Origin of the sequence: Flavobacterium sp., from assembly GCF_047602195.1 — a bacterium.
Taxonomy (GTDB): domain Bacteria; phylum Bacteroidota; class Bacteroidia; order Flavobacteriales; family Flavobacteriaceae; genus Flavobacterium.
The window spans coordinates 412,367-437,108 of record NZ_JASGHW010000003.1; the positions used below are offsets into that span (position 1 = coordinate 412,367).

16 protein-coding genes, 2 tRNA genes, 3 rRNA genes and 1 pseudogene are annotated in these 24,742 nt (G+C 48.0%); 8 read left to right on the top strand and 14 right to left on the bottom strand.

Annotated elements, in window-relative coordinates; translation table 11 throughout:
- Window positions 1–39 precede the first annotated feature (39 nt).
- The 5 genes from QM717_RS05215 to QM717_RS05235 form a co-directional block, all read right to left on the bottom strand.
- Window positions 40–174, bottom strand: a complete 135-nt coding sequence (locus QM717_RS05215) for a hypothetical protein (RefSeq protein ID WP_415035532.1) — start codon at window positions 172–174, stop codon at window positions 40–42.
- Between the two features lie 439 nt (window positions 175–613).
- A complete protein-coding gene (locus QM717_RS05220) occupies window positions 614–1,045 on the bottom strand; it encodes a carboxymuconolactone decarboxylase family protein (protein ID WP_415035534.1) in 432 nt (143 codons plus the stop codon).
- A 259-nt stretch (window positions 1,046–1,304) separates the two neighbouring features.
- The gene (locus QM717_RS05225; protein WP_415036028.1) at window positions 1,305–1,553 is read right to left on the bottom strand and encodes a hypothetical protein; all 249 of its coding nucleotides are present in this window, start codon (window positions 1,551–1,553) and stop codon (window positions 1,305–1,307) included.
- Window positions 1,501–1,899: a Crp/Fnr family transcriptional regulator gene (locus QM717_RS05230; RefSeq protein ID WP_415035536.1), complete on the bottom strand. Its 399-nt coding sequence runs from the start codon at window positions 1,897–1,899 to the stop codon at window positions 1,501–1,503. The genes QM717_RS05225 and QM717_RS05230 overlap by 53 nt, the downstream gene beginning before the upstream one ends.
- A 10-nt stretch (window positions 1,900–1,909) precedes the next feature.
- Window positions 1,910–2,851, bottom strand: a complete 942-nt coding sequence (locus QM717_RS05235; protein ID WP_415035538.1) for an NADP-dependent oxidoreductase — start codon at window positions 2,849–2,851, stop codon at window positions 1,910–1,912.
- 86 nt (window positions 2,852–2,937) lie between these two features.
- Here QM717_RS05235 and QM717_RS05240 point away from each other — a divergent pair, with 86 nt between their 5' ends.
- Window positions 2,938–3,318, top strand: a complete 381-nt coding sequence (locus QM717_RS05240) for a winged helix-turn-helix transcriptional regulator (protein ID WP_415036018.1) — start codon at window positions 2,938–2,940, stop codon at window positions 3,316–3,318.
- 25 nt (window positions 3,319–3,343) lie between these two features.
- Here the strand turns inward: QM717_RS05240 and QM717_RS05245 are convergent, their stop codons facing one another.
- The 6 genes and pseudogenes from QM717_RS05245 to thrS form a co-directional block, all read right to left on the bottom strand.
- Window positions 3,344–3,934 (bottom strand): hypothetical protein, encoded by a 591-nt coding sequence (locus QM717_RS05245; protein ID WP_415035540.1) that lies wholly within the window; start codon window positions 3,932–3,934, stop codon window positions 3,344–3,346.
- Window positions 3,935–4,147: 213 nt separating this feature from the next.
- The gene (locus QM717_RS05250) at window positions 4,148–5,677 is read right to left on the bottom strand and encodes a DUF4394 domain-containing protein (RefSeq protein ID WP_415035542.1); all 1,530 of its coding nucleotides are present in this window, start codon (window positions 5,675–5,677) and stop codon (window positions 4,148–4,150) included.
- Window positions 5,678–6,051: 374 nt separating this feature from the next.
- Window positions 6,052–6,396: a 50S ribosomal protein L20 gene (gene rplT, locus QM717_RS05255; protein ID WP_415035544.1), complete on the bottom strand. Its 345-nt coding sequence runs from the start codon at window positions 6,394–6,396 to the stop codon at window positions 6,052–6,054.
- Between the two features lie 97 nt (window positions 6,397–6,493).
- On the bottom strand, window positions 6,494–6,691 hold the full coding sequence (gene rpmI / locus QM717_RS05260; RefSeq protein WP_014164268.1) for a 50S ribosomal protein L35: 198 nt from the start codon (window positions 6,689–6,691) through the stop codon (window positions 6,494–6,496).
- 240 nt (window positions 6,692–6,931) lie between these two features.
- Window positions 6,932–7,430: pseudogene (gene infC, locus QM717_RS05265) on the bottom strand (translation initiation factor IF-3).
- A gap of 86 nt (window positions 7,431–7,516) precedes the next feature.
- Window positions 7,517–9,472, bottom strand: coding sequence for a threonine--tRNA ligase (thrS, locus tag QM717_RS05270; RefSeq protein WP_415035547.1), 1,956 nt, complete (start codon window positions 9,470–9,472; stop codon window positions 7,517–7,519).
- 167 nt (window positions 9,473–9,639) lie between these two features.
- Between thrS and QM717_RS05275 the strand changes: the two genes are divergently transcribed.
- The 7 genes from QM717_RS05275 (at window position 9,640) to QM717_RS05305 (ending at window position 17,327) form a co-directional block, all read left to right on the top strand.
- Window positions 9,640–11,073, top strand: coding sequence for a T9SS type A sorting domain-containing protein (locus QM717_RS05275; RefSeq protein ID WP_415035549.1), 1,434 nt, complete (start codon window positions 9,640–9,642; stop codon window positions 11,071–11,073).
- Window positions 11,074–11,765: 692 nt separating this feature from the next.
- Window positions 11,766–13,281 (top strand): 16S ribosomal RNA (locus tag QM717_RS05280).
- 87 nt (window positions 13,282–13,368) lie between these two features.
- Window positions 13,369–13,442: transfer RNA gene (locus QM717_RS05285), tRNA-Ile, on the top strand.
- Between the two features lie 72 nt (window positions 13,443–13,514).
- Window positions 13,515–13,588 (top strand) — tRNA-Ala (locus QM717_RS05290).
- Between the two features lie 156 nt (window positions 13,589–13,744).
- Window positions 13,745–16,617 (top strand): 23S ribosomal RNA (locus QM717_RS05295).
- Window positions 16,618–16,725: 108 nt separating this feature from the next.
- Window positions 16,726–16,835 (top strand): 5S ribosomal RNA (gene rrf / locus QM717_RS05300).
- Together the 16S, 23S and 5S rRNA genes with 2 tRNA genes alongside form the textbook arrangement of a ribosomal RNA operon.
- Window positions 16,836–17,168: 333 nt before the next feature.
- Complete coding sequence (locus QM717_RS05305; protein ID WP_415035551.1) at window positions 17,169–17,327, top strand: hypothetical protein; 159 nt, start codon at window positions 17,169–17,171, stop codon at window positions 17,325–17,327.
- Between the two features lie 182 nt (window positions 17,328–17,509).
- Here QM717_RS05305 and QM717_RS05310 read toward each other — a convergent pair whose 3' ends face one another.
- Genes QM717_RS05310 through QM717_RS05320 form a run of 3 tightly spaced genes read right to left on the bottom strand, consistent with a single transcriptional unit; the run spans window position 17,510 to window position 24,640 of the window.
- On the bottom strand, window positions 17,510–19,483 hold the full coding sequence (locus QM717_RS05310) for a DUF3857 domain-containing protein (protein WP_415035553.1): 1,974 nt from the start codon (window positions 19,481–19,483) through the stop codon (window positions 17,510–17,512).
- Entirely contained in the window at window positions 19,483–21,402 is a 1,920-nt protein-coding gene (locus tag QM717_RS05315; protein ID WP_415035555.1) for a DUF3857 domain-containing protein, read from the bottom strand. Before QM717_RS05315 ends, QM717_RS05310 begins: the two co-directional genes overlap by 1 nt.
- Complete coding sequence (locus QM717_RS05320) at window positions 21,386–24,640, bottom strand: hypothetical protein (protein WP_415035557.1); 3,255 nt, start codon at window positions 24,638–24,640, stop codon at window positions 21,386–21,388. The genes QM717_RS05315 and QM717_RS05320 overlap by 17 nt, the downstream gene beginning before the upstream one ends.
- Window positions 24,641–24,742: the final 102 nt, after the last annotated feature.

Below are 24,742 nucleotides of genomic sequence, written 5' to 3' on the forward strand. Positions count from 1 at the left end.
GGGAAGTTTGCTTTGTGTCTTGTAAAGTTGAACCGAACATCAGTCTTTTTGCGGGCCAAGAATAAACACCGTTCCGGCCGGATCCTGGATCCAATGCATCGATACCGGTATTTTTTCGGGTTCGTCGTAGGGTAAAATGTGATGCGTGGCCAGATAAGCCGTAGCTTTTTCCACGTCTGGCATTTGGAGTTCAAGCCAGATTTCGGATTGGCTGTAATTGTCTACACAACCGAGCCACAAAGTGTTGGCGCCGAACTTGATCTCGCACGTACGCGAAATCGTCGGGTTGTCGATGGGTTTTTCCTATAGTTCGAGTTGGCGTACATCGCGGTGAAAAGCAACCGTCGCGTCGAATTTGCTTTTCGGACCCGAGCGAACCGAATTGGCGAAGCAATCTTGATGGCGATGTTGGAGCCGGAGCGAAAAGTGGGTCCCATGGTTTGTGGTTTTGTATTAAAGGTACGAAATTTTGTTCGGGTGTGCGTGAGCGATTGCAATGAAAAGCCCACAGCGAGGAACGAGCGAGGACTTGAAATGGAAAGCGCGACCCGCAGGGGCACGTCAAAAAAAAGCCACCGCGAACGATGGCCTTCTCCACAATGAAATTTTAAAATCAAGCGCGCAATCCGGTGGTGATCGCGACGCGGTTCCAGGCGTTGATCGTGATGATCATCATGATGATTTCGCCCAGGTATTTTTCGTCAAAATGTTGGGCCGCATTGGCGTAAGTCTCATCGGAAACGTGGTTTTGGATGAGTGTGACTTCCTCGGTCAAGGCCAACAATGCGCGTTCGGCATCGGTAAACAGATCGCTTTCGCGCCAGGCGTTCAAGAGGAAAATGCGTTGGGCCGTTTCGCCGTATTGGAGCGCATCGGTGGTGTGCATGTTGATACAGAACGCACAGCCGTTGATTTGCGAAGCGCGGATCTTGATGAGTTCCTTGTGGATCGGGTCGAGCGAGGTCGTACCGATGTATTTTTCGAGTCTCAATAAAGCGTTGTATCCATCGGGAATTGAATTCGGTAAAAGTGTTCTAGTTGTCATTTTGTTGTTTTTTAAAAGTGTGATTAAATCTCTGATACAAAGGTCAGTCACTTGTCTTTTAAAAAACTTGAAGTACTTCAAGAAATGACCGCTAAGCTGAAAGAACGCTTCGCTGCAAGAGCCAAGACCGCTTCGCTGCTAGAGAAAAAGGCCTGTCAATAAGGAAAATGTGAATATTAAAGTTTCAGCACAAAGCTTGGAAGTCTTGCAGCGAAGCGGTCTTGCAATGAAATGGTCTTGGTTCTAGCAGCGCAGCGGTCTATACTTTTCCCGCCCGGATCTTACTCATCAATTCCGGAGAGAAATCCAGATAGGAAGCCAGCATGTACTGCGGCACGCGCTGCACGAATTCAGGGAACAGCATGTTCATGTGGTGGAAGCGTTCCTCGGCGCTCATCGTAAACAGGTATTTGATCCTGACCTGCGCCGCGCCAAACGATTTCTGCATGCACAACCTAAAATAGCGCTCGAGTTTCGGGATGCGAACGAGCACGTCTTTCGAGCGCATCCTTTTCGATGATGATGACCTCGGCATTCTCGACGGCCTGGATGTAAAAATTGGAAGGCGCGTGGCTTTGGAAACTCAGGAAATCGGTCATCCACCAGTTTTCAATCCCGAATTGGATCGTTTGTTCGTTGCCTTTCTCATTAATGATGTATTGTCGGAACACGCCCTTGACGATAAAATACTGGGCGTTACAGATTTGCCCTTCCACGAGCAAATGTCCTTTTTTCTTGACCACATGATGGTCGAGATAGGTCAGCAAAGTGTTGGTTTCATCGTGGTCGAGCTTGACGAATTTGGCGATATGATCGAGTAGGCTCAGGTACATGGTCGTGGTTTTGTCAACCAAATATAACCAATTATACCGTGATTACAATTTTTCCGCGTGTTCTTCCGGTTTCTAGCGAAGCATGGGCTTGACTCATTTGTACCAATGGAAATGTTTGGGAGACAGTCGATTTCAATTGGCCGCTTTCGAGCCAGTCGGCAATCTGTTGCATGTCCTTGCCGCTGCTTTCGACCATTTCAAACGCGATATGGATGTTTTTTTGTTGGCCCGCCTCGACCATTTCCTGATTAAAACCAGCAGATGGCAAAGAGATGATCGTGCCACCATTTTTGACTACGTTGATGGAGCGATACAAGGTTTCGCCCGATAACGTATCCAACACAAAATCGACATCCTTGACTGCATTTTCAAACGGTTGTGCGCTGTAATCGATGACCTGGTCGGCACCCAGTGATTGTACAAAATCGATGTTCTTGGCCGATGCCGTCCCGATGACTTCCGCCCCGAGGATTTTGGCGATCTGCACCGCATAATGTCCAACACCGCCTGCTGCGGCATGGATCAGCACGCGGTCGCCTTTTTTGATATGGCGGTTCAGGATTTGATAGGCAGTCAGTGCGGCAAGCGTGGCAGCGGCGGCTTCTTCGTGCGAAACATTCGATGGTTTTTTCGCGAGATGACTGGCGGGTGCGGCGACATATTCGGCGTAGGCTTTGCCATGTCCCGGGAAATTGACCATGCCGAAGACTTGGTCGCCGACTTTGAATTCGGTTGCATTCTCACCGACAGATTCTACAATTCCCGAAATGTCCCAGCCCAGAATGATCGGGTCGTATTTGGATTTGAATTCATTGTAGAAACTTTTTCCGAGTCGCGTTTTCATATCGACGGGGTTGATCGAAAGCGCTTGGGTTTTGACGACGACTTCGCCGACTGCGGCAATTGGTTTTTCGATTTCGACGAGTTGAAGCTGGTTCACATCGCCGGCTTCTTTTAAAATGATTGCGTTCATGATTTATACTATAAAAATTATAGCAACAAAATTAAGTATAGTTTTATACCTTTGCAATAACTATCCAAAAGGATAGGTTGAAAAAAATGGGAATCGATACCAAATCTGAAGCGTTCAATATCAACGACAAACTCTATCCATGCACCACCAGCATTACGATGGAGTACATTGGCGGCAAATGGAAAACAGTCATATTATTTTACCTCAAAGACGGTCCGCAGCGCTACAATTTTTTGCGCAAACTCATGCCGATGGTTACCGAACGCACGCTGAGCCTGCAACTCAAGCAACTCGAGGAAGACGGTGTCATCAAACGCCAAGTGTTTACGACCAAGCCACCGCTCAAGGTAGAATATTCGCTGACCGACTTTGGACAAACGCTGATTCCGTTGCTCGAAATGATTGCGCAATGGGGCAGGGGCGTGGCTTCAGAAAAAGCCAAGATCGTCCCGGTTTCTATGAAATAAAAACCGCCGTATGGGCGGTTGACTTTTATCGATTGGCCTTCAGTGTCTTATTGAGTTGTTTGAGGGAAGCCGTTAGGATGGCGGCCTGTTCGTGGTTTTCAATGCGCATGACCAATTTGAAACGGTCCCATTCTTTTTTCTGCTCATTGATCAAAATCGGCGCCCAGATGTTGATGAACGCAAAACCTTCGCGCCGGTAAGATGTTTCTTCAAAACGGATCAATTTGAGCAAATCGAACACCATTCCTTTTTTGTAATCCCCTTTTTCGGCGGAAATCTTGAGGTAATTGCCTTCGAAAGAAGCGGTTATTTTGTTGCCGTCCTTGTCCGTTGCCCACGACCCGATCTGTTCGATGACGATGCGTTTGGCGTCCTCGATGGCAATCGTACTGTGGTCAGGTTTTTCGATCGTGCCATTTTCGTATCGGATTTCCTCGATTTCTTTCTTCGAGATGAAATACGGCAGCGTTCCCTCGATACCGCGCGAAAACGAAATGGTTTCGGCATTGTTGCCGATGATCTTGATGTTGAGTTCGGCCCCGTTGGTCATTTTGACGAGGTCTTGTGCCTGGAGCAATCCACAGGCAAACAGCAGAACAAGTGTAATTTTTTTCATGCAGGCTTATTCATTGTAGGTTAAGGCTTATTCCTTTTCCAAAGTTTGGATCAATGGCTTTGGCCTTGCGAATATAACGAATTCAGCCAGAAAGCCACCCAATCGAAGGCATCGATTCACGAAACAGTAAAACCTTGTGCGGATGTAGCCAATTATGGTTATTGAAAAAGCCCGGAATTTCTTCCGGGCCAGTTTATTACAGCTATCTGTTGTTTAAAATCCGACGCCAACGGCAAAACCTTTCACGGTTGCAGGGAAATCGGCAATGGCGGTCGCCGCACCGGTGGTGGTATTGATCGAATAGATTTTGCTGGTCGAGCCGACGGTCAATATCGCGTATCCTACATTCGAGTTGCCGCCAATGTCGAAACCATTCGCGCCCGCGATGTTGATGCCCAGTGCACCCACCGAAGTCAGCGTTCCATTGTTGGGCGGATTCTGGGTGTAGAGCATATCGGTCGTCGAATCGATGTCATACAAAACAGTGGTTGCGGTGCCCGGGTAATTGTTCAGGTAAGCCGCTGCGGTGATGTTGGGCGTTCCGGGGTTCAATGTCAAATCGGCGGAGACCAAAATCCCATCGTTCGGGTTCACGCGCAGGTTTTGCCCGGTATCGCTGACGATGCGGATGCGGTCGGCAAGCGGGTTGAAATCAAACCCAAAATCGGTACCGCTCAACAAGGCGACCGGGCCTGCACCCACCATGGCTGAAATGCCTGTGGTGGTATTGATCACGTAAATTCTTCCGGTGCTCCCGAGTGCATAAAGTTGTCCGGTGGCGGGACGCATATCGATTCCCAGTACGGTTTCGGCAGGTTGAAAACCGGAGAGGACTTTGGTGATTGGCGTACCGGGTGACAGGAAGTTAAAAATATGCAGGTTGTTCGAGGCGTCCACGGCATAACCCACAGGCGAAGTCGGGATGGCCAGCCCGATGATCGAGGTGGCCAGCATGCCCAAGTCGGTGGCTTTTCCCGAAGACAGGTCGATTTGGTACAAGTGGTCCATGCCGCCCGACTTGAAATTGGCCAAAGCGGTGTTGTTGGTCGAGGCGATGTCAAAACCGCCGTCTCCGGTTGGCGCCGAAGCAAGTTGGAGCGGGCCGACAGCAGCGAGTGTTCCCGTATTGGGCGATTCGAGTTTGTACAGCGTGGCCGCCGCGAAATCAATCGCAAACAATTCGGTGGCCGTGGCTCCGGAGGTGTTGTTGCTGTAAGCCGCCGATCCGATGTTGGGCGAACCGGGATTGAGGTTCGTATCGGTCGCGACGGCCAGGCCGGTTTCGGGATGCAGCCTCAGGTTTTGTCCGCTCGAAGTCACCAAACGGATGCGGTCTACGGTCGGGTTGAAATCAAAACCGACCAATGTGCCCGAAATGGCCGGGGCAAAAGCCGCTGCGTTCAAAGGAATGGCAAAGCCCGTATTGACGTTGATGATGTAAATGCGACTCGAATCACCAAGACCGTACAATTGTCCCGTAGCGGGACGGAAGTCGATTGCGAGTAGATTTTCGGCGGGCTGCAGCCCCGTTATCGAAGCGGTACTGATCACGGTTCCAGAGTTGTTGGCGTTGTATTTGACCAAAGTATTGGAAGAAGTGAGCCCATAGAAAACCAGGTCTGGCTTTTGGACAGTAGGCGGAGCAGGATTGTCGTTGTTGTCATCGTCGCTGCTGCAACCGGTGAAGGCTGCTGCAAGCAAAATTGCGCTGAGGCAAATCAGGAGTTGGAAAGGTCTTTTCATGATTGCGTGTTTGAAGTGTTAGTATGATGGTCATTTACGGTAGGATTTTGGGAACGGTTTTATTTTTGACAATTAAAGTTAAAAAAAATCTTTTAAACTTTTCACGGTCAATGAAATAGGTCGATTTTAACAGGGGGTTGCGTGAGGGATGGAAGCAAGCTACCGTGTAGCGCGTACAGCCCGACGGCGCCGCAGAATTCATGCCCACTTGTAACGGAATCCCAATGGCGCCGGCACGCCCAATCAATTTTAGATTTATTGATTTTAGATTTCAGATTGTAGTGATAATCTAAAATCTGAAATCTGAAATCTGAAATAAAAAAAGCCCGTTCGTTAGAACAGGCTTTTTAAGTAAGTCAAATTTCGTTAAACGTTTATTTTACTTTGTTAAGGATGGCTTTGAAAGCTTCCGGGTGGTTCATCGCGAGGTCGGCAAGAACTTTACGGTTCAATTCGATTCCGTTTGCTTTTACTTTACCCATGAACTGAGAATAAGACATTCCTTTCAGACGGGCTCCAGCGTTGATACGCATGATCCACAAAGCGCGGAAGTTTCTTTTCTTTTGCTTTCTGTCGCGGTAAGCGTAGCTCATCGCTTTCTCTACCGCGTTCTTAGCAACTGTCCAAACGTTTTTACGACGGCCAAAGAAACCTTTGGCTTGCTTCATTATCTTTTTTCTTCTTGCTCTTTTAGCAACTGAATTTACTGATCTAGGCATAATTTTTAATTTTTTTTGTAGCAGGCGCCCAATCGGGACTTAAAGGCCATACTCCAGGGTTATGAAATAATTTTAACCGAAAGAACGAATGTGGGAATTAGATAATTCTCAATTGTTCTTTAACACTCTTAACGTCTGATTGGTGAACCAAAGCAGAGTGTGTCAACGCCAACTTACGCTTCTTAGACTTTTTGGTCAAGATGTGGCTTTTGAAAGCGTGCTTTCTTTTGATTTTACCAGAACCAGTCACTTTGAAGCGCTTTTTGGCACTGGATTTAGTTTTCATTTTAGGCATGGTGTCCTGAATTTATTTAATTTGACTTACTTTTTTTTTAGTGCCTGAGTGCCTGAGAAGCTGAGTTCCTGAGCAATTGGGCATTTTATTTTTTAGAAGCTGATCCGGCTATTCGTTACAATCTTTGCTTCGTAAACTCCGCAAAGGATTTTCACTGCTATCCGGGCTAGGGCTCTATCGTTCTTTCAAGTTTCTTCGTCGCTCAGTCACTCAGACACTCAGCTACTCAGGCACTTCAAATTATTTCTTCTTCTTCGGCGCGATGAACATGATCATGCGCTTTCCTTCCAGAACCGGCATGGCTTCTACCTTTCCGTGTTCCTCGAGGTCTTGGGCCAGACGCAGCAATAAGATTTGGCCTTGTTCCTTATAGATGATCGAGCGTCCTTTGAAGAATACAAATGCTTTGAGCTTTCGATCCTTCCTTGAGGAATTTCTCGGCGTTCTTGCGCTTGAATTCGTAATCGTGCTCGTCGGTCTGCGGCCCGAAACGGATTTCTTTGATCGTGACTTGCGTCGATTTTGCCTTGAGTGCCTTTTCGCGTTTCTTTTGCTCGTATACAAACTTGTTGTAATCGATGATCTTGCAAACCGGCGGCTCGGCGTTGGGAGAGATTTCGACGAGGTCGAGTTCCTGCTCATCGGCCATTCTCAATGCGTCCGACAATTTGTAAACCCCTGGCTCGACGTTATCGCCTACAAGCCTGACTTCCTGCACACCACGAATGTGTTGGTTGATGCGGTGCGCGTCTTTTTTCTCCACTCTGGGTTGAAAACCCCTGTTGTTTCTAATAGCTATGGCTTTAAAATTTTAAAGTTAAACGTTTATTCTACGTTGAATGTTTTTAATGTTTTGTCGATTTCTTCCTGAACAATCTTGGCGAAATCCTCGATCGAGACGGTGATGTTGCCTTTCCCTTCCTGCCCGTGACGGCGTACAGAGATGGTTCCGTTTTTCTCTTCTTCCTCACCAACAATCAGCATGAACGGGTATTTCTGCGTCTCCGCTTCCCGGATTTTCTTGCCGATCGTTTCGTTTCGATTGTCAATTAGGGCGCGAATTTCGTGATTTTCCAGCAATTCCAAAACTTTTTTGGCATAATTTTCATATTTCTCACTCAATGACAGGATTATAGCCTGTTCCGGCATGAGCCAAAGTGGGAAGTTTCCTGCGGTGTGTTCGAGCAAAATCGCGATAAAACGTTCCATCGAACCAAAAGGCGCACGGTGGATCATCACCGGTCGGTGCAGCTCGTTGTCTGATCCTTTGTAGGTTAGCTCGAAACGCTCGGGCAAATTGTAGTCGACCTGGATGGTGCCGAGTTGCCATTGGCGACCCAACGCATCCTTGACCATGAAGTCGAGTTTCGGCCCGTAAAAAGCCGCTTCGCCCGATTCGATCACATAATTCAAACCTTTGTCTTTCGCGGCCGAAATAATCGCGTTTTCTGCCTTTTCCCAATTCTCGACCGAACCGATGTATTTGTCCGGATTGTCGAGGTCACGCACTGAAACCTGCGCCGTAAAATTTTCGAATCCGAGTGATCCGAACACATACAACACCAAATCGATCACTTTCTTGAACTCCGAATCGAGTTGGTCCGGCGTACAGAAAATGTGCGCGTCGTCTTGGGTAAATCCGCGAACGCGCGTCAATCCGTGCAACTCGCCCGATTGTTCGTAGCGGTATACCGTTCCGAATTCGGCATAACGTTTTGGCAAATCCTTGTAAGACCAAGGTTTGTTGTTGTAGATTTCGCAGTGGTGCGGACAGTTCATCGGCTTGAGCAAGAATTCTTCGCCTTCGGCCGGGGTGTGGATCGGTTGGAAACTGTCGGCGCCGTATTTGGCGTAATGTCCCGAAGTCACATACAATTCCTTTTGCCCGATGTGCGGCGAAACGACCTGTTCGTAACCTGCTTTTTTCTGTGCGCGTTTGAGGAATTGTTCGAGACGGTCGCGCAACGCGGCGCCTTTCGGCAACCACAATGGCAAGCCTTGCCCGACTTTCTGCGAGAACGCAAACAGTTCGAGTTCTTTTCCTAATTTTCTATGGTCGCGGCGTTTGGCTTCTTCCAAAAGCTCGAGGTAATCGGTCAAATCTTTTTGCTTCGGGAACGAAATGCCGTACACGCGCGTCAATTGCTTGTTTTTTTCATCGCCGCGCCAGTAGGCACCGGCCACCGACATGATTTTCATCGCTTTGATGAGTCCCGTGTTCGGGATGTGTCCGCCGCGGCACAAATCGGTAAACGTCGCATGGTCGCAAAAAGTGATCGTGCCGTCTTCGAGGTTTTCGATCAACTCCACTTTATACGGGTTGTTTTCGTTTTTATAGAACGCGAGTGCATCGGCTTTCGATGACGAACGCATCTTGAATTCGTGTTTTTCACGCGCGATTTCGAGTACACGGTCTTCGATTTTCTTGAAATCGGCATCGGTGATTTTCTGGTCGCCGAAATCGACGTCATAATAGAAACCGTTCTCGATCGCAGGACCGATGGTCAATTTGACGCCCGGATACATTTCCATGAGCGCCTGCGCCATCACGTGCGAAGTCGAATGCCAGAACGCTTTCTTGCCGTCCTTGTCGTTCCAGGTGAATAAAACCAATGAACCGTCGGTCGTCAGTGGGGTTTCGGTTTCCACCGTCGTTCCGTTGAACGAAGCTGAAATTACGTTTCTGGCCAAGCCTTCGCTGATGCTTTTGGCCACATCCATTGGAGTTGCGCCAGAAGCGAACTCTTTTACCGAACCGTCGGGTAGTGTGATCTTGATCATGGTTTTTGAATTTATGTGCGCAAATATAGCGCATTCGAGAAAGACAAGCAATAAAATGTTTGGCGCGTTGCTTTCACTGATTTTGAAAGAAATGTATTAGCGTTTTTGAAGATGGTCTTGTTTGGAGGATTTCTAAAATGTACATTTACGTCAACCAAACAACAAATATGAAAAAATATTACGCCTTGTTATTCTTGTTGGTGTTTTGCTTTCAGGGATTTGCCAATGAATCGATTGTATTTCCAATGGCCAATACAGAATCACCCGATTGTGCGACGTTGGTATTGACCTCGTCTTCGACTTCTCTTGCGCAAACCATTTGTCAGAATACGGTCATTTCTACCATCACTTGCGTAGTGGGCAATGGGGCAACGGGGGCTGTAGCGACAGGTTTGCCTGATGGTGTTGGCTACACTTTTAATTCGTCCAGCAATGTTTTGACGATTTTTGGGGCTCCAAATGCTTCAGGGATCTATAGTTTTACCATCACGACAACTGGTGGTGCTTGTCCGGCTTTTTTAAATGGAAATATTACGGTGAATCCGAATGCTTCCCTTTCGCTCACTTCTGCTCCCGGGACGAGCAATCAAATCGTTTGCGAAAATTTCCCGATAATCCCTATCACTTACACGTTTGGCGATAGCACGACAGGTGTATTTGTAAGCGGATTGCCGCCGGGAATCACCGGAATTTATCTTTCGGAGACGCAAACTTGTGTGATTACCGGAACATCTGCAGTTACGGGTATATTTCCTTACGCGGTCACCGCTGGGAACGGCTGCGCGTCTGCATTTTTGGGAGGAACGATTACGGTCTTGCCCAATGCCGTCCTGACGCTCACTTCCCCGGGAACAGAAAACCAAACCGTTTGTGCTGAAATGCCTATCGTGCCAATTACCTATCATACCGAAAATGGGGTGACCGGAGTCAATGCCGTAGGTTTGCCTGATGGCGTAACCGCTTCGATTTTGGTCGGCGAGGTAGTGATTGTGGGAGTGCCTACTGAACCCGGCTTTTACAACTACATGATTACCACCGTCGGCAATTGTTCTTCCGATAGCGAAGCGGGAACCATTGTTGTGAATCCGTCGCCGGTTTTAAACCTGCATTGTCAAGGAGGGTTTACTCCGGTCGATATGATGATCCAGTGGGATGCCGTTCCCGGCGCAACTTCCTATAATTATTCTTATAGTATAAATAATGGACCGCTGGTTTCGGGCGCAACACCTTCCCCGGGCACGCTTATTACGCCGCTTTCGGTCGGGCAATCGGTTACCTTGACCGTTCATTCGGTCGATGGCGGTGTGCAGTGTTTTGTTCCGCAAACCATCACTTGCGTGTTCCAGCCTTTGTCGGACCAAACTTTTGATGAGGTCAATTTTGGATACTATCCCAATCCGATTGTTGACGTACTGTATTTGGAATACGACAGACCATTCTCCAACATTGCCATTTACAATACGATAGGGCAAGCGGTTTTCTGCCAGCATATCGATGCCGATAAAGCCGCTATCGATCTCTCGGCTTTGCAAAACGGTGTCTACTTTGCCAGAATAGAAGTTGGCGCGGTGGTCAAAAACATTCGTTTGGTCAAGAAATAATGTACTATATTATAAGCAATATGAATCCGTCCCCTGTGGCGGATTTTTTATTTATGGGCGTGCCGGCGCTATCAACCTAGTGATTATATAATGACATTTTTAAAAGCGCCGTCGGGCTGTCCGCTTTATCTTTTACAGCCTTCGCTGCGCTTCGGCCGCAAAAGGATGCCGCTTCCATCCCTCACGCGTGCGGGGCGGGCAAAAAAACTTTGATTTACAACTTGCGTCTTGCCAGTGTGTTAAGGGAAAATGAAGAAAATAATAAAAAAAAGTTTCTCCAAAAGTTTGGAAATGCGAAAAAGCGTACTACTTTTGCACCCGCAATAAAGCAGCACGTTCATCGGATTTTTGAAAAGCAGAAAAAAGTTTTGCAGGATAGGATAAGAGTTTATATCTTTGCCGTCCGGCTTTTTACGAAAGGCATCGCAAAATCACATTTTTTACTGTAAATCAGGGCTTAGGAAAAAAGTTTGAAATTTTTTTCGGAAAAGACTTGGAAATGCGAAAAAGGGTTGTACTTTTGCACCCGCCAAACGAAAGGATGGCGAGATTAAAAAGAATGACACGTTCATAGACATATTGGATTGACAGCCGTTTCAGCAGAGATGTTGAAACAAATAAAGAGAGTAAGAAAGATACGTTAGAATATCGGACTAAGTCAAGGAATCACGTCGTAGATAATATAAAAATATACGATGAAGAGTTTGATCCTGGCTCAGGATGAACGCTAGCGGCAGGCTTAACACATGCAAGTCGAGGGGTAGATGGAGCTTGCTCCATTGAGACCGGCGCACGGGTGCGTAACGCGTATGCAACCTACCTTGAACAGGGGGATAGCCCAGAGAAATTTGGATTAATACCCCATAGTATTATAGTATGGCATCATATTATTATTAAAGTCACAACGGTTCAAGATGGGCATGCGTCCCATTAGTTAGTTGGTAAGGTAACGGCTTACCAAGACGATGATGGGTAGGGGTCCTGAGAGGGAGATCCCCCACACTGGTACTGAGACACGGACCAGACTCCTACGGGAGGCAGCAGTGAGGAATATTGGTCAATGGGCGCAAGCCTGAACCAGCCATGCCGCGTGCAGGATGACGGTCCTATGGATTGTAAACTGCTTTTGTACGGGAAGAAACACCGGTTCGTGAACCGGCTTGACGGTACCGTAAGAATAAGGATCGGCTAACTCCGTGCCAGCAGCCGCGGTAATACGGAGGATCCAAGCGTTATCCGGAATCATTGGGTTTAAAGGGTCCGTAGGCGGCCCTGTAAGTCAGTGGTGAAATCTCCCGGCTCAACCGGGAAATTGCCATTGATACTGCAGGGCTTGAATTACTGGGAAGTAACTAGAATATGTAGTGTAGCGGTGAAATGCTTAGAGATTACATGGAATACCAATTGCGAAGGCAGGTTACTACCAGTGGATTGACGCTGATGGACGAAAGCGTGGGTAGCGAACAGGATTAGATACCCTGGTAGTCCACGCCGTAAACGATGGATACTAGCTGTTGGGGGCAACTTCAGTGGCTAAGCGAAAGTGATAAGTATCCCACCTGGGGAGTACGGGCGCAAGCCTGAAACTCAAAGGAATTGACGGGGGCCCGCACAAGCGGTGGAGCATGTGGTTTAATTCGATGATACGCGAGGAACCTTACCAGGGCTTAAATGAGAGACGACAGGCGTGGAAACATGCCCTTCTTCGGACGTCTTTCAAGGTGCTGCATGGTTGTCGTCAGCTCGTGCCGTGAGGTGTCAGGTTAAGTCCTATAACGAGCGCAACCCCTGTTGCTAGTTGCCAGCGAGTCAAGTCGGGAACTCTAGCAAGACTGCCAGTGCAAACTGTGAGGAAGGTGGGGATGACGTCAAATCATCACGGCCCTTACGCCCTGGGCTACACACGTGCTACAATGGCCGGTACAGAGAGCAGCCACCCCGCGAGGGGGAGCGAATCTACAAAGCCGGTCACAGTTCGGATCGGAGTCTGCAACTCGACTCCGTGAAGCTGGAATCGCTAGTAATCGGATATCAGCCATGATCCGGTGAATACGTTCCCGGGCCTTGTACACACCGCCCGTCAAGCCATGGAAGCTGGGGGTGCCTGAAGTCGGTGACCGCAAGGAGCTGCCTAGGGTAAAACTGGTAACTAGGGCTAAGTCGTAACAAGGTAGCCGTACCGGAAGGTGCGGCTGGAACACCTCCTTTCTAGAGAAACGACGCCTTGATTGTCTGGATGAAGACGTTTTTTGCTTACTCTCGCTGTTGGTTCAAAATACAATTTAAGTAAAACAGAGTCTCGTAGCTCAGCTGGTTAGAGTACTACACTGATAATGTAGGGGTCGGCAGTTCGAGTCTGCCCGGGACTACTGATACTTAAGTTAAGGAAATTCTGGAGGTTGGGTTCCATCGTTTGGGATTCTTGCGAAGGAATCTGAAATGGGGGATTAGCTCAGCTGGCTAGAGCGCCTGCCTTGCACGCAGGAGGTCATCGGTTCGACTCCGATATTCTCCACTGGTCCTGTTTAATCGGGGCATCGTTTGATCGGTTGACCGGTTCGACGACTAAACGGTTAAACAAACGGACAGAAGTTCATTGACATATTGGGATAAGAAAATACAAAAAGTAGAAAGAACACAGTTGTGGCAGTGATGCCATCAACGAAAAGTACAATAAGCAAAATAAGGGCGTATGGGGGATGCCTAGGCTCTTGCAGGCGAAGAAGGACGTGATAAGCTGCGATAAGCTTCGGGGAGCGGCACACACGCGTTGATCCGGGGATTTCCGAATGGGGCAACCCAATGCATTGAAGATGCATTACCCGATAGGGGGCGAACGCGCTGAACTGAAACATCTAAGTAGGCGCAGGAGAAGAAAACAAAAGTGATTCCGTGAGTAGTGGCGAGCGAAAGCGGATTAGCCCAAACCAGAAATGTTACGGCATGTCTGGGGTTGTAGGACCACGATATTTCATGCAAAGTGAACCGGAAGGACCTGGAAAGGTTCGCCATAGAGGGTGATAGCCCCGTATGGGTAAGCGATGTTATGGATAGTGGTATCCTGAGTAGGGCGGGGCACGTGAAACCCTGTCTGAATCCGGCGGGACCATCCGCCAAGGCTAAATACTCGCAAGAGACCGATAGTGAACCAGTACCGTGAGGGAAAGGTGAAAAGAACCGTGAATAACGGAGTGAAACAGATCCTGAAACCATACGCCTACAAGCGGTCGGAGCCCTTTCGTGGGGTGACGGCGTGCCTTTTGCATAATGAGCCTACGAGTTAACGTTGCCGGCAAGGATAAGCATTTAAGATGTGGATCCGTAGCGAAAGCGAGTCTGAATAGGGCGCTTTAGTCGGTAGTGTTAGACGCGAAACCGTGTGATCTACCCATGGGCAGGATGAAGCTGTGGTAACACACAGTGGAGGTCCGAACCGGTTGACGTTGAAAAGTCTTCGGATGACCTGTGGGTAGGGGTGAAAGGCCAATCAAACTCGGAAATAGCTCGTACTCCCCGAAATGCATTTAGGTGCAGCGCTGGATACAGTTATATAGAGGTAGAGCTACTGATTGGATGCGGGGGCTTCACCGCCTACCAATTCCTGACAAACTCCGAATGCTATATAATGATTACCAGCAGTGAGGGCTTGGGTGCTAAGGTCCAAGTCCGAGAGGGAAAGAACCCAGACCATCAGCTAAGGTCCCAAAATCTACACTAAGTTGAAAGAACGAGGTTTGTCTGCCCAGACAGCTAGGATGTTGGCTTGGAAGCAGCCATTCATTTAAAGAGTGCGTAACAGCTCACTAGTCGAGCGGACGAGCATGGATAATAATCGGGCATAAGTGTAGTACCGAAGCTATGGATAGAATTTATTCTGTGGTAGGGGAGCATTCCAGCGGGGCTGAAGGTGTGGCGTGAGCCATGCTGGACCTTCTGGAAAAGAAAATGTAGGCATAAGTAACGATAATGCGGGCGAGAAACCCGCACACCGAAAGACTAAGGTTTCCTCAGCTATGCTAATCAGCTGAGGGTTAGTCGGGTCCTAAGGCGCACCCGAAAGGGGAAGTCGATGGCCAACGGGTTAATATTCCCGTACTTGTATCAGTTGTGATGGGGTGACGGAGTGATGAAAGTACCGCGAACTGACGGAATAGTTCGTTGAAGCACCTAGCTATATTCCTTATAGGCAAATCCGTAGGGAATGGTGAAATGCGATAGTACACGGAGTCTTCGGACAAAGTGATAGTGTACCTAAGGGCTTCCAAGAAAAACCTCTAAACTTAGATTGATACAACCCGTACCGTAAACCGACACAGGTAGTCGAGGAGAGAATCCTAAGGTGCTCGAGAGATTCATGGCTAAGGAATTAGGCAAAATAGACCTGTAACTTCGGGAGAAAGGTCGCCAGCGCAAGCTGGCCGCAGTGAAGAGGTCCAGGCGACTGTTTATCAAAAACACAGGGCTCTGCAAAATCGTAAGATGAAGTATAGGGCCTGACACCTGCCCGGTGCTGGAAGGTTAAGAGGAGATGTTATCTTCGGAGAAGCATTGAATTGAAGCCCCAGTAAACGGCGGCCGTAACTATAACGGTCCTAAGGTAGCGAAATTCCTTGTCGGGTAAGTTCCGACCTGCACGAATGGTGTAACGATCTGGACACTGTCTCAGCCATGAGCTCGGTGAAATTGTAGTAACGGTGAAGATGCCGTTTACCCGCAGTGGGACGAAAAGACCCTGTGCACCTTTACTATAGCTTAGTATTGACTTTGGATAAGTGATGTGTAGGATAGGTGGGAGACTTCGATCCGGCGTCGCCAGGCGTCGGTTAGTCATTGTTGAAATACCACCCTTTGCTTATCTGAAGCCTAACCCCGTACTGCGGGGGACATTGCTTGGTGGGTAGTTTGACTGGGGTGGTCGCCTCCAAAAGAGTAACGGAGGCTTCTAAAGGTTCCCTCAGCACGCTTGGTAACCGTGCGTAGAGTGCAATGGCATAAGGGAGCTTGACTGAGAGACATACAGGTCGATCAGGTACGAAAGTAGAGCATAGTGATCCGGTGGTTCCGCATGGAAGGGCCATCGCTCAAAGGATAAAAGGTACGCCGGGGATAACAGGCTGATCTCCCCCAAGAGCTCATATCGACGGGGGGGTTTGGCACCTCGATGTCGGCTCGTCACATCCTGGGGCTGGAGAAGGTCCCAAGGGTTGGGCTGTTCGCCCATTAAAGTGGCACGCGAGCTGGGTTCAGAACGTCGTGAGACAGTTCGGTCTCTATCTACTGCGGGCGTTAGAAATTTGAGTGGATCTGATTCTAGTACGAGAGGACCGAATTGGACCGACCGCTGGTGTATCTGTTGTCCCGCCAGGGGCACCGCAGAGTAGCTACGTCGGGAAGGGATAAGCGCTGAAAGCATATAAGCGCGAAACCCACCACAAGATGAGATTTCTTTTAAGGGTCGTGGGAGATGACCACGTCGATAGGCTACAGGTGTAAAGGCAGTAATGTCATAGCCGAGTAGTACTAATAACCCGTAAGCTTATGTACGCGCACCCGGGCCGCAAGGCCCGGGGCAAACTTTCTAAAACCAAAGTATATTCTTTATCCCAGTGTGTCAACAATATAATGTGATCGAAATCCGATCGCGTAACGGCCTAAGGTGGTTATTGCGGCGGGGCTCACCTCTTCCCATCCCGAACAGAGAAGTTAAGCCCGCCTGCGCAGATGGTACTGCAATCCTGTGGGAGAGTATGTCGCCGCCTTTCTTTTGTGAAGCCCAGCTTTTTAGCTGGGCTTTATTTTTTTATAGGTGCGGCGCGATTCGGGCTACGCCCTCGGGTCGCCGCCTTTCTTAAAGAAACCCTTCATCTTCAATGAGGGTTTTTTTGTTTTTGGATGAATCCAAAATACCTCAAGCCCAAAGTGCTTGCTCCTCTATATATCGTATGTTCAGTTCGCCCTACGGCTTTTGAAATTCTTATCCTGATGGACGTTTTTCTTTTTTTGGATTTGTCTCAGGTTCTTGATAACAATTTAATAACCAGTAAAATAACTTCAAATCAGGCAATTGGTCTATCTTTATCCAAATCATGAATAAAATGAACTGGATTGTTATTGTCCTCGTTGTCGTGTTCGCCATCACGTTGATTGTTTATCTGATCCGTCAAAATAAGAAGGACGAGAAGACGGTGGTGGAATTCTTCAATCGTGAAACGCCTGATCACGATGAAGAATCAGAATTGAACAACGAAAAGTAAATGCTTCCGCGGGTTTGCGTGAGGTACGGAAGCAAGGTGCCGCGTCCCGATGCTTCGGGACGGACAGCCCGACGGCGGCGTTTTCATCTGCTCTATCTTTGTCGGGTAGTGCCACGGCGCCGGCACGCCCAAAAGAGCAAAAAAATCCGGAGACCAGCCCCGGATTTCATTTGAAATAATAATTACGCTTTGTTAAGTACCAGTATAATCTTGTTGAAATCGGCGGCGGCGTTGATCACGCTGCGGTATTGCTCGAATTGCTCCAGGGGATAATCGGTTTTTTTGTAATATTCTTCGTTCTCGATCAGGATTTCGTTGCCCTTTTGCTCGTATTTGCTGTTGAAAGCGGCTTCGGTGTTGCCATTGATCGTGGTTTTGTAATCCATCGCGAGCTTGTCGAGGTTTTTCACCGTGATGCCGCTTGGCAGAATAATGCGGATTTTTCGGGTATAGGCATGCGGGAAATCGATTTCAACGGGCATCACGCGCTTGTTTTCCTGGTACAGTTCCATTTGGCGGCCGATGGTTTGGCCCACCGAAAACAGGTAGGTCGTTCCGGCTTTCTTTACCAGGTCGCGGCCTTCGAATCCTACGCTGAAGATGAAAGGTTTCTTGCCGATGTTGTCGACGCCGTCGTTTTCGGTCTTGAGCGTTTTGTAATCCTTTTGCACGGTGTAGTTTTCGGCGATGCTTTTGAGGATGGTCTTGTAATCCTCGGCCGACACGAAATCCTTGATCGGCTGCATCGAAATGGCCGAATAGCCCCCGAAAGTAATCTGGTGCGTCACGGATGGATTTTCGACATCCTTGGTGAAATCAATCGTGATGTCCATGGTATCATGGGTGACGTCAACCCCCGGAATATCAATATAGGCAATTTCACCCGTGCCCATCGCTACACCGCCAAACAATCGGCTCTTGATGAATAATCCTCTGTTGTTGGCCAGTCGCGAAGGGAATAACGGGATGCGGTATTCGATTTCGGTCGGCGTCATGTATTTCTTGATCGAAGGAAAATAGAACAAAATTTCGCTCAGGTTTTCATAGCTTTCAAAGTCTTCCTGGAAAGGCACCTTAAAACGGTCTGAGGTGAAAACGATGTTGTTCTCGATTTTCATCTGTTTGAAAACGGCCAGGTACAAAGCCAGAATGTCGGTTTGGTTAGCCTGTTTCGTTTTGAGCACATCGGCCAAACCTGGGCTTGAATCGATGTATTGGTTGTAGACAATCGTCTTCTTGATCTTGTTCTCGATGTTCCAGATTTGTTCCTGCAGATCAGAAGACTTCGGGATCGAACTGCAAAAGTCGGCTACGGCTTTCTGCTGTTTCTTGTCGAGTTCTTCATTGAATCGGTCGAAAGCGGCCGTCGCAAAAGCCTTGAAACTGAACATGTTTTTCGCACCCGAATACAGGTTCTCATCGAGTTTGTAACGGAACATCCGGACCTGTGCATTCCAGTTGGCGTATTGCTCATCGTCGTCGAGTGCCGGAATATCCTTGTCGAGTATGCGCAATGTATTCCTGCCGGCCACCGTATCTTCGACCACCAAAGGTTCGGGCACGCCATTGAGCGATTTGGTTTTGAACACGAGGTGGTGCGGGTAAATCAATTCGAAATCGAGCTGGGCAATCGGGTATTCGGCCTGCATCTTACAAGTATTTCCGTTGATTTCGGGCGTTTCCTCGCGGATGATGATCTTTTCGATGATCGCGCCTTTCTCCAATCCGTTGACGGCAAAATAATGGTAACGCATGCCTTTTTCCTGATCGACTTCTTCCTTGATGTCCTTTTTGTCCATCAGTATGGTCTTGCCGCTTTTGAGGATGACACGCACCTTGGTCGTGATGATGTTGTCGTTTTCTCCCAGCGGAATGTAGATTTTATTGTTGCGTTCGATCGCGTCATCGGCATTGACAAACAATTTGTCGTGCAACAGATAATACTGCCGCGGCGCCGATTTGTCCGAAACCAATTCGATTTTCACCGTCCGGTTCAGGATGACTTCATTCTCGTTCTTGTACTTTTCGGGGATGTCGGTGGTTTTGTTTTTCTCGTCCCAATTGTAATCCTTGAACGTGTATTCCTGGGCAAAGAAATGCCCGGTTCCAATAAAAAATACAAGGAAACTGAGCCATTTGGTTTTGGTCTGGTTCATTAGTTTTGTGATAAGATTAATGATTCGCTGAAGTAATTCTTCATTTTGCGGATGGTTTCATTCCACAGTTTGAAATCGGATTTGTCGAGCATGATTTTCTTGGAATGCAACAGGATGTCGACCTTGATTTTATTGCCTTTGGTGGTGTATTTAGCATCGACATAAAACAGTTCGTTGTCGATCTTGAAAGGTTCCGGAACATATTTTACCTTATAACCCGCTGGGATTTCCAAGGCGTAGGCCGATGCCGACTTGGCCATAAAGTGCAAATCGAATTTCCACTGGCGGTCGTCTTCGAGCTGCAGCATTTCAAAGCGTTTGTCCATGCAAAGCCCGACATAGATGTCCTGGTCCACGCGTACGAGGTAATTGTCGATTTCAAATTTGGAATTGATGATGTACGGCAAGTCGCGGTCGGCGGCGTTTTCTTCTGAATAGCTGACAAGCTTGAATTTGTTGTTGCCCTTGAGCAGCAATTCCTTCATGAAATCTTGGCGCGCCTTCCCGGTAATGTCGCCCATGGCCGACAGGATGTCGCTCCTGTTGTAGCCTTCGAGTGTCAATTTTCCGGTTCCGATGAGCTTGTCGCCTTCGATTTTTACATCGGCTTGGTCGAATGCCATATTGTCTTCGGCGCTGGTAAGCGGTACGTCGACAATGGTGAATTTTTCGTCTCCATACACCATGGCCTGCTTGCCTTGGATGAATCCGGTCGGGAGGCCAAACCGCGTGTATTTGTCGGTCGCATCGAGGAAATAGTATTTTTCGCCCGCCTTGTAAACGGCAATCATGTGGTTGTCGACGGCCGGTGTCGGCAGTTCCCCATACGAATACGGAATGTCGCGTGTCCCGATCCACGAAATGGCCACATTCTTGATCCCAGCATAATGCGCCATCGCGCTGATGATGCTGCCCATGTCCTTGCAGTCGCCGTATTTTCTTTCGTATACGACACTGGCTTCACGCGGGATGAAACCCTCGTAGCCGTTCTCGAAAGCGATGTATTTGATGTTGTCCTTGACCCAGTAAAAGATGCTTTTGACCTTGCTTAATTCGTCGGGTTGGTTTTTGGTCAGTTCGATCGAAAGCGCCTTGAGTTCGGCATTTTCGGTCTTGTTCAGGTTCTTGACAAAGCCGCGGTAATAGTTGTACAATTGGTCTACGCCGTCGAGCACCGTGATGTTTTGGTCGTCGATCTTGTAGTTTTTGATGTAGACATTGATGTGCGGCAACTGGTACAAAATCCCGGGCGATTCGGCTTCAAAACGTTGCGGTTTGGCATCCTTGAGCGTCCAGGAATAAATGTATTTGCCCTTTTTTTCGGTTTTGCTGAACGCGATCGAATTCTCGGGGTCGTTGAAAATCTTGTAACCGATTTCGATGTTCTTGTCGGTCTTGATCTCGAGTGTCGCATTGCGAACGGGCAATCCTTTGTAGAAAATGTATTTGTGCAGCAGATACGGATCGACAAATTCCACCTGGTAATCGTAGACTTTTTTGGCCCCGGCCTCGAGGTTCGGGAAAATAAGCTGCCGCTCCTTGACTTCATTGTGAAAAATACTGTTGTCGCGGTACGGATTCTCATTGGTCTGGGTCACTTTGATCTTTTTCTCGCGCCCGTTGGTGTTGAGTACCGAATAGGCGTCGTAATTGTTGAGCTTGATGAGTTCAGAATACGTAAACGTTTCCTGGTCGTTCTGGATGCCCATGTCCGATAAAATCATCGATTCATAATGGTTGTCCTGCACCACGCGCAGCTTCTTGTCCTGGATCGAAAAATCGTACTGTTGTAAATCGTGCAGCACCAATTCATTGTAATCGGGGTATAGTTTTTTGTAGTCGGCCAGGGTTTGCTGTGCCGAAACCTTCGAAACCACGATCAGGCCCGATGCCAAAAGCAGTTTAGCGGATAATTTCAACCAAGTCATTTGAATCGTATTTTTTTGTAATCTGTCCAGTTTTACTGTAGATAACTGTGTTTCCGTGCAATTTATTGTTTTTGTAATTGACGACGATCAGCGGTTTGCCATCTTCGCCAAAATACTCCTGCGTTCCTTCGAAATCGCCATTTTTGAGATGCTCTTTTTTGTAGACTTTACCCGAAGTGTAATATTCGGTCCGTTCGCCATCGGTCAGGCCGTGGATGTAATTGGTCTCGAAAACCGGTTTGCCTTCTTCCGAATGGATCACAAATTTGCCCTCGTAATTGCCTTTGACCATTTTAAACGCAATCGCTGTTTTTCCGTTGGCATACATTGAGGCTACATCGGCCGTTTCCTTGGTGACCGCTACCTTGTCATCAAGCGCGCCCGTTTTGCCGAACCGGATGAAATAGACCAGTTGGTTGTTGTCGTATCCCAATTTGAGGATCGGCTGGCCTTTGAGGTTGAAATAGGTCGCCTCGCCCGCGAGTTCGTCGTCGGCATATTCTTCTTCGAGCATGGTCGTCTTGTTTTGGTAGAAGCGTTTGCCTTTGCCGTATTCGTCCCCAAAGAGATAATTTTCCTCGATGCGCAGGTTACCGGCGTGGTCGTACCATTTTTGCGGGCCGTGGTATTTGCCGCAGTAAAAGTTGCGTTCCACTTGGACAGCGCCACCCGGCGTGTAGAAGAAATATTTGTTTACATTGACCCCGTTCTTGTATTCTTCGTCCATGATCGGCGAATTGGTTTTGTCTTTCCGGATGTTCTTGCCATTGAGCTCGCCATTGACCAATTCGATCGAACGGTTCACCATATTGTTGGCCTCGAGGTAATCGAATTTACCGGTTTTGTTTTTGTAATCGGTAGCGTGGACCGACTCGCCTTTGCGGTTGAATTCCTCCGAAAGGATTTCTACACCGTTGATGTAAGTGCTTTTGTTCAATACCGATCCGTCGAAACGGTAAAAAGTCTTGACGTAATTGTTCTCGTCATTTTCGTTGAACCCTTCCGAAGCAATGCTGCCATCGGCTTCGTAGGTCGTATAAGGGCCGTTTTTCTCCCCATTGGCGAAATAATATTTGCCATTCAAGACGCCATTGTCGTAATCCTCGTAAAGCCCGTTGATTTTATCGTCGCTGAAATGACGCACCATCGTGAGCGTGCCATTTTTGTTGTACACCGTAGACAGTCCGTCTTTTTTTCCGGCCTTGTAGTTGTCTTTGGATTTGAGCGTCCCCGAATTGAAATAATAGTTCCATTCTTTCGATTTGCTGCCGGCTTCGTATTCACCGGTCACGAGCGCATCGCCCTCGAAAGACAGGATTTTGAATGGTTTTTTACCCAACGCAAACTCTGTCGGCTTGGGTTTTCCGGCCCCATATTGCATGCCCGTTTTGAGTTCGCCGCCACGGTAACGCTCCTCATAGTATTTGTTCCCCTTGCGGTCGAAATAGAGATAAGATTCGATTTTTCCTTTGTCGTCATAAGTCGATTCCGAAGCCAATTTGCCGTCTGCCCAATAACTGAGAACCTTTCTGAGGTTGCCATTTTCGTAGGTGCGTTCCTCGTCGATGGCCTGGTTCTCAAAATAACTCTTGAATTTTCCGTTGATTTTTCCGTTGGCGTATGTCGCTTCTTCCTTGAGCGCTTTTCCGTCAAAATAGCTCAGGTAAGGACCGTCAATGAGGTCGTCCTTGAGTTGGTATTTTTCGGTGATGTCGCCGACCTGGTTGTAACTGATGTGCGTGCCATTGAGTTTGCCGTTGGCATAGACTTCCTCGCTTTTCATCGAACCGTTCGGGTAGAGGCAAACCAATTTGCCCGAACGTTGGTCGTTGACGAAATTGACTTCACACTGTTTGCCGCCGTTGACATAATAGCTCGTCGAAATTCCGTTGAGTTTGTCGTCGGCGTATTGCTGCACCAGATTGAGTTGGCCATTGGTGAAAAAGTCCTTTTTGGTGCCATGGAGCTTGCCGTTTTTGTATTCGGTTTCGCCGGTGACCAGGTTGGTCTCGGCATCGAAGTATTTTTGGAGGCCATCGAATTCATCGTTTTTGAAATTGAGTTCGCTGAGGGTGCGACCGAGTTCGTCCAGTACTTTGTACTTGCCTTCTTTTTTGCCGCCCACCAAGACGCCCACGATATACGGTCGGCCATTTTTCATGCTGATGTTGACGGTCTCGACTTTCCCGAAATGCTCCATTTTGCGCAAAGCGAAATAATCCCAGAAATCTTTGGCGATGTAATCGGCAAAAGCCATGATCTGTTTTTTGTGCGAGGTCAGTTTTTTGCCCAGTTTCTCCTCCATGCTGAGCAAAATGTAATAGGACATGTTTTCGAATTGTTTGTCCTGCATCATTTTTTTGACCCATGGCAGGTAGGTGTTCTCAAAGAAACCTTCTCCCATCTTGTGTTCGAGGCTGTATTCGCATACGGCTTGCAACTGGCGCATAATCGGGTCGTCGTTGAATTCCGAATTGACTTTATAGGCTTTCTTGAGCGGCAATTGGTTGCGCAGGATTTCATCGATGTCCGAAAAATTATCCCCCGATTTGCTGTACACTACATTGTCCTTCTTGAGGTAATTTTCCCCCATTTTGGCATTGAGCATCTCGATGGCCTGGTCGGCATAGCGGCCGTCCGGGGCAATCACGAGGTAGCTCAGTGCGGCCAGGCATCCTTCGGTAATTTTGCCGCTTTGGAAAGCGAGCAACGAAAGGAAGTAGTGGGCCGAGGCGTGATTCGGATTGATCGTGATCGCTTTTTTGAGCAAATCGGCCGCGGCCTGTGTTTCTTCTTTGCGCAATTTGAGGATCGCATAGTTGAAATAGACATTCGAATTGTTGGGCGTAGCGGTCACGGCTTCGGCAAAAATCTTGTCCGAGGTCTCATAATCTTTCTTGTCGCTCAGGAAATTGGCGTAGAGCATGAACATCGCAGGCTCGCCCACCATGATTTTTTTGTCATAGAGTTCCTTGAAGAATTTTTTGGTTTCCTCATCTTTGCCCATACTCGAAAGGCTCAGCGCTTTTTCATACAGTGCCGTACCATAGCCGGGATCGGTTTTGGCCACTTTTTCGTATTCTTTGATCGCTTCGGCAAATTTACCTTCATCGTGCAGTCTCGTTCCTGTATTGATGATGGAATCGGTATGGTATACAAAAGAGTAATCCTTTTGTCCATAGGCATATTGCAGCCCGGAAGCCAAAAGGATAAAGAGTGCTTTTTTCATCTGTTTGTTAAAGTTTTCCCAAATATATATTTTTTCACGACACTGCCAAGCAAATCAGACGGATGTGGGTAAAAATTAACAGTTTGGGGTGGGCGTTGCGCT

Excerpts from the sequence above, each read along its gene's own strand:
- QM717_RS05245 (WP_415035540.1), bottom strand. The coding sequence starts at position 3,934 with ATGAAAAAAATTACACTTGTTCTGCTGTTTGCCTGTGGATTGCTCCAG.
- QM717_RS05240 (WP_415036018.1), top strand. The coding sequence starts at position 2,938 with ATGGGAATCGATACCAAATCTGAAGCGTTCAATATCAACGACAAACTC.
- QM717_RS05275 (WP_415035549.1), top strand. The coding sequence starts at position 9,640 with ATGAAAAAATATTACGCCTTGTTATTCTTGTTGGTGTTTTGCTTTCAG.
- QM717_RS05220 (WP_415035534.1), bottom strand. The coding sequence starts at position 1,045 with ATGACAACTAGAACACTTTTACCGAATTCAATTCCCGATGGATACAAC.
- QM717_RS05305 (WP_415035551.1), top strand. The coding sequence starts at position 17,169 with ATGAACTGGATTGTTATTGTCCTCGTTGTCGTGTTCGCCATCACGTTG.
- thrS (WP_415035547.1), bottom strand. The coding sequence starts at position 9,472 with ATGATCAAGATCACACTACCCGACGGTTCGGTAAAAGAGTTCGCTTCT.
- QM717_RS05225 (WP_415036028.1), bottom strand. The coding sequence starts at position 1,553 with ATGCGCTCGAAAGACGTGCTCGTTCGCATCCCGAAACTCGAGCGCTAT.
- rplT (WP_415035544.1), bottom strand. The coding sequence starts at position 6,396 with ATGCCTAGATCAGTAAATTCAGTTGCTAAAAGAGCAAGAAGAAAAAAG.
- QM717_RS05310 (WP_415035553.1), bottom strand. The coding sequence starts at position 19,483 with ATGAACCAGACCAAAACCAAATGGCTCAGTTTCCTTGTATTTTTTATT.
- QM717_RS05250 (WP_415035542.1), bottom strand. The coding sequence starts at position 5,677 with ATGAAAAGACCTTTCCAACTCCTGATTTGCCTCAGCGCAATTTTGCTT.
- QM717_RS05235 (WP_415035538.1), bottom strand. The coding sequence starts at position 2,851 with ATGAACGCAATCATTTTAAAAGAAGCCGGCGATGTGAACCAGCTTCAA.
- rpmI (WP_014164268.1), bottom strand. The coding sequence starts at position 6,691 with ATGCCTAAAATGAAAACTAAATCCAGTGCCAAAAAGCGCTTCAAAGTG.
- QM717_RS05320 (WP_415035557.1), bottom strand. The coding sequence starts at position 24,640 with ATGAAAAAAGCACTCTTTATCCTTTTGGCTTCCGGGCTGCAATATGCC.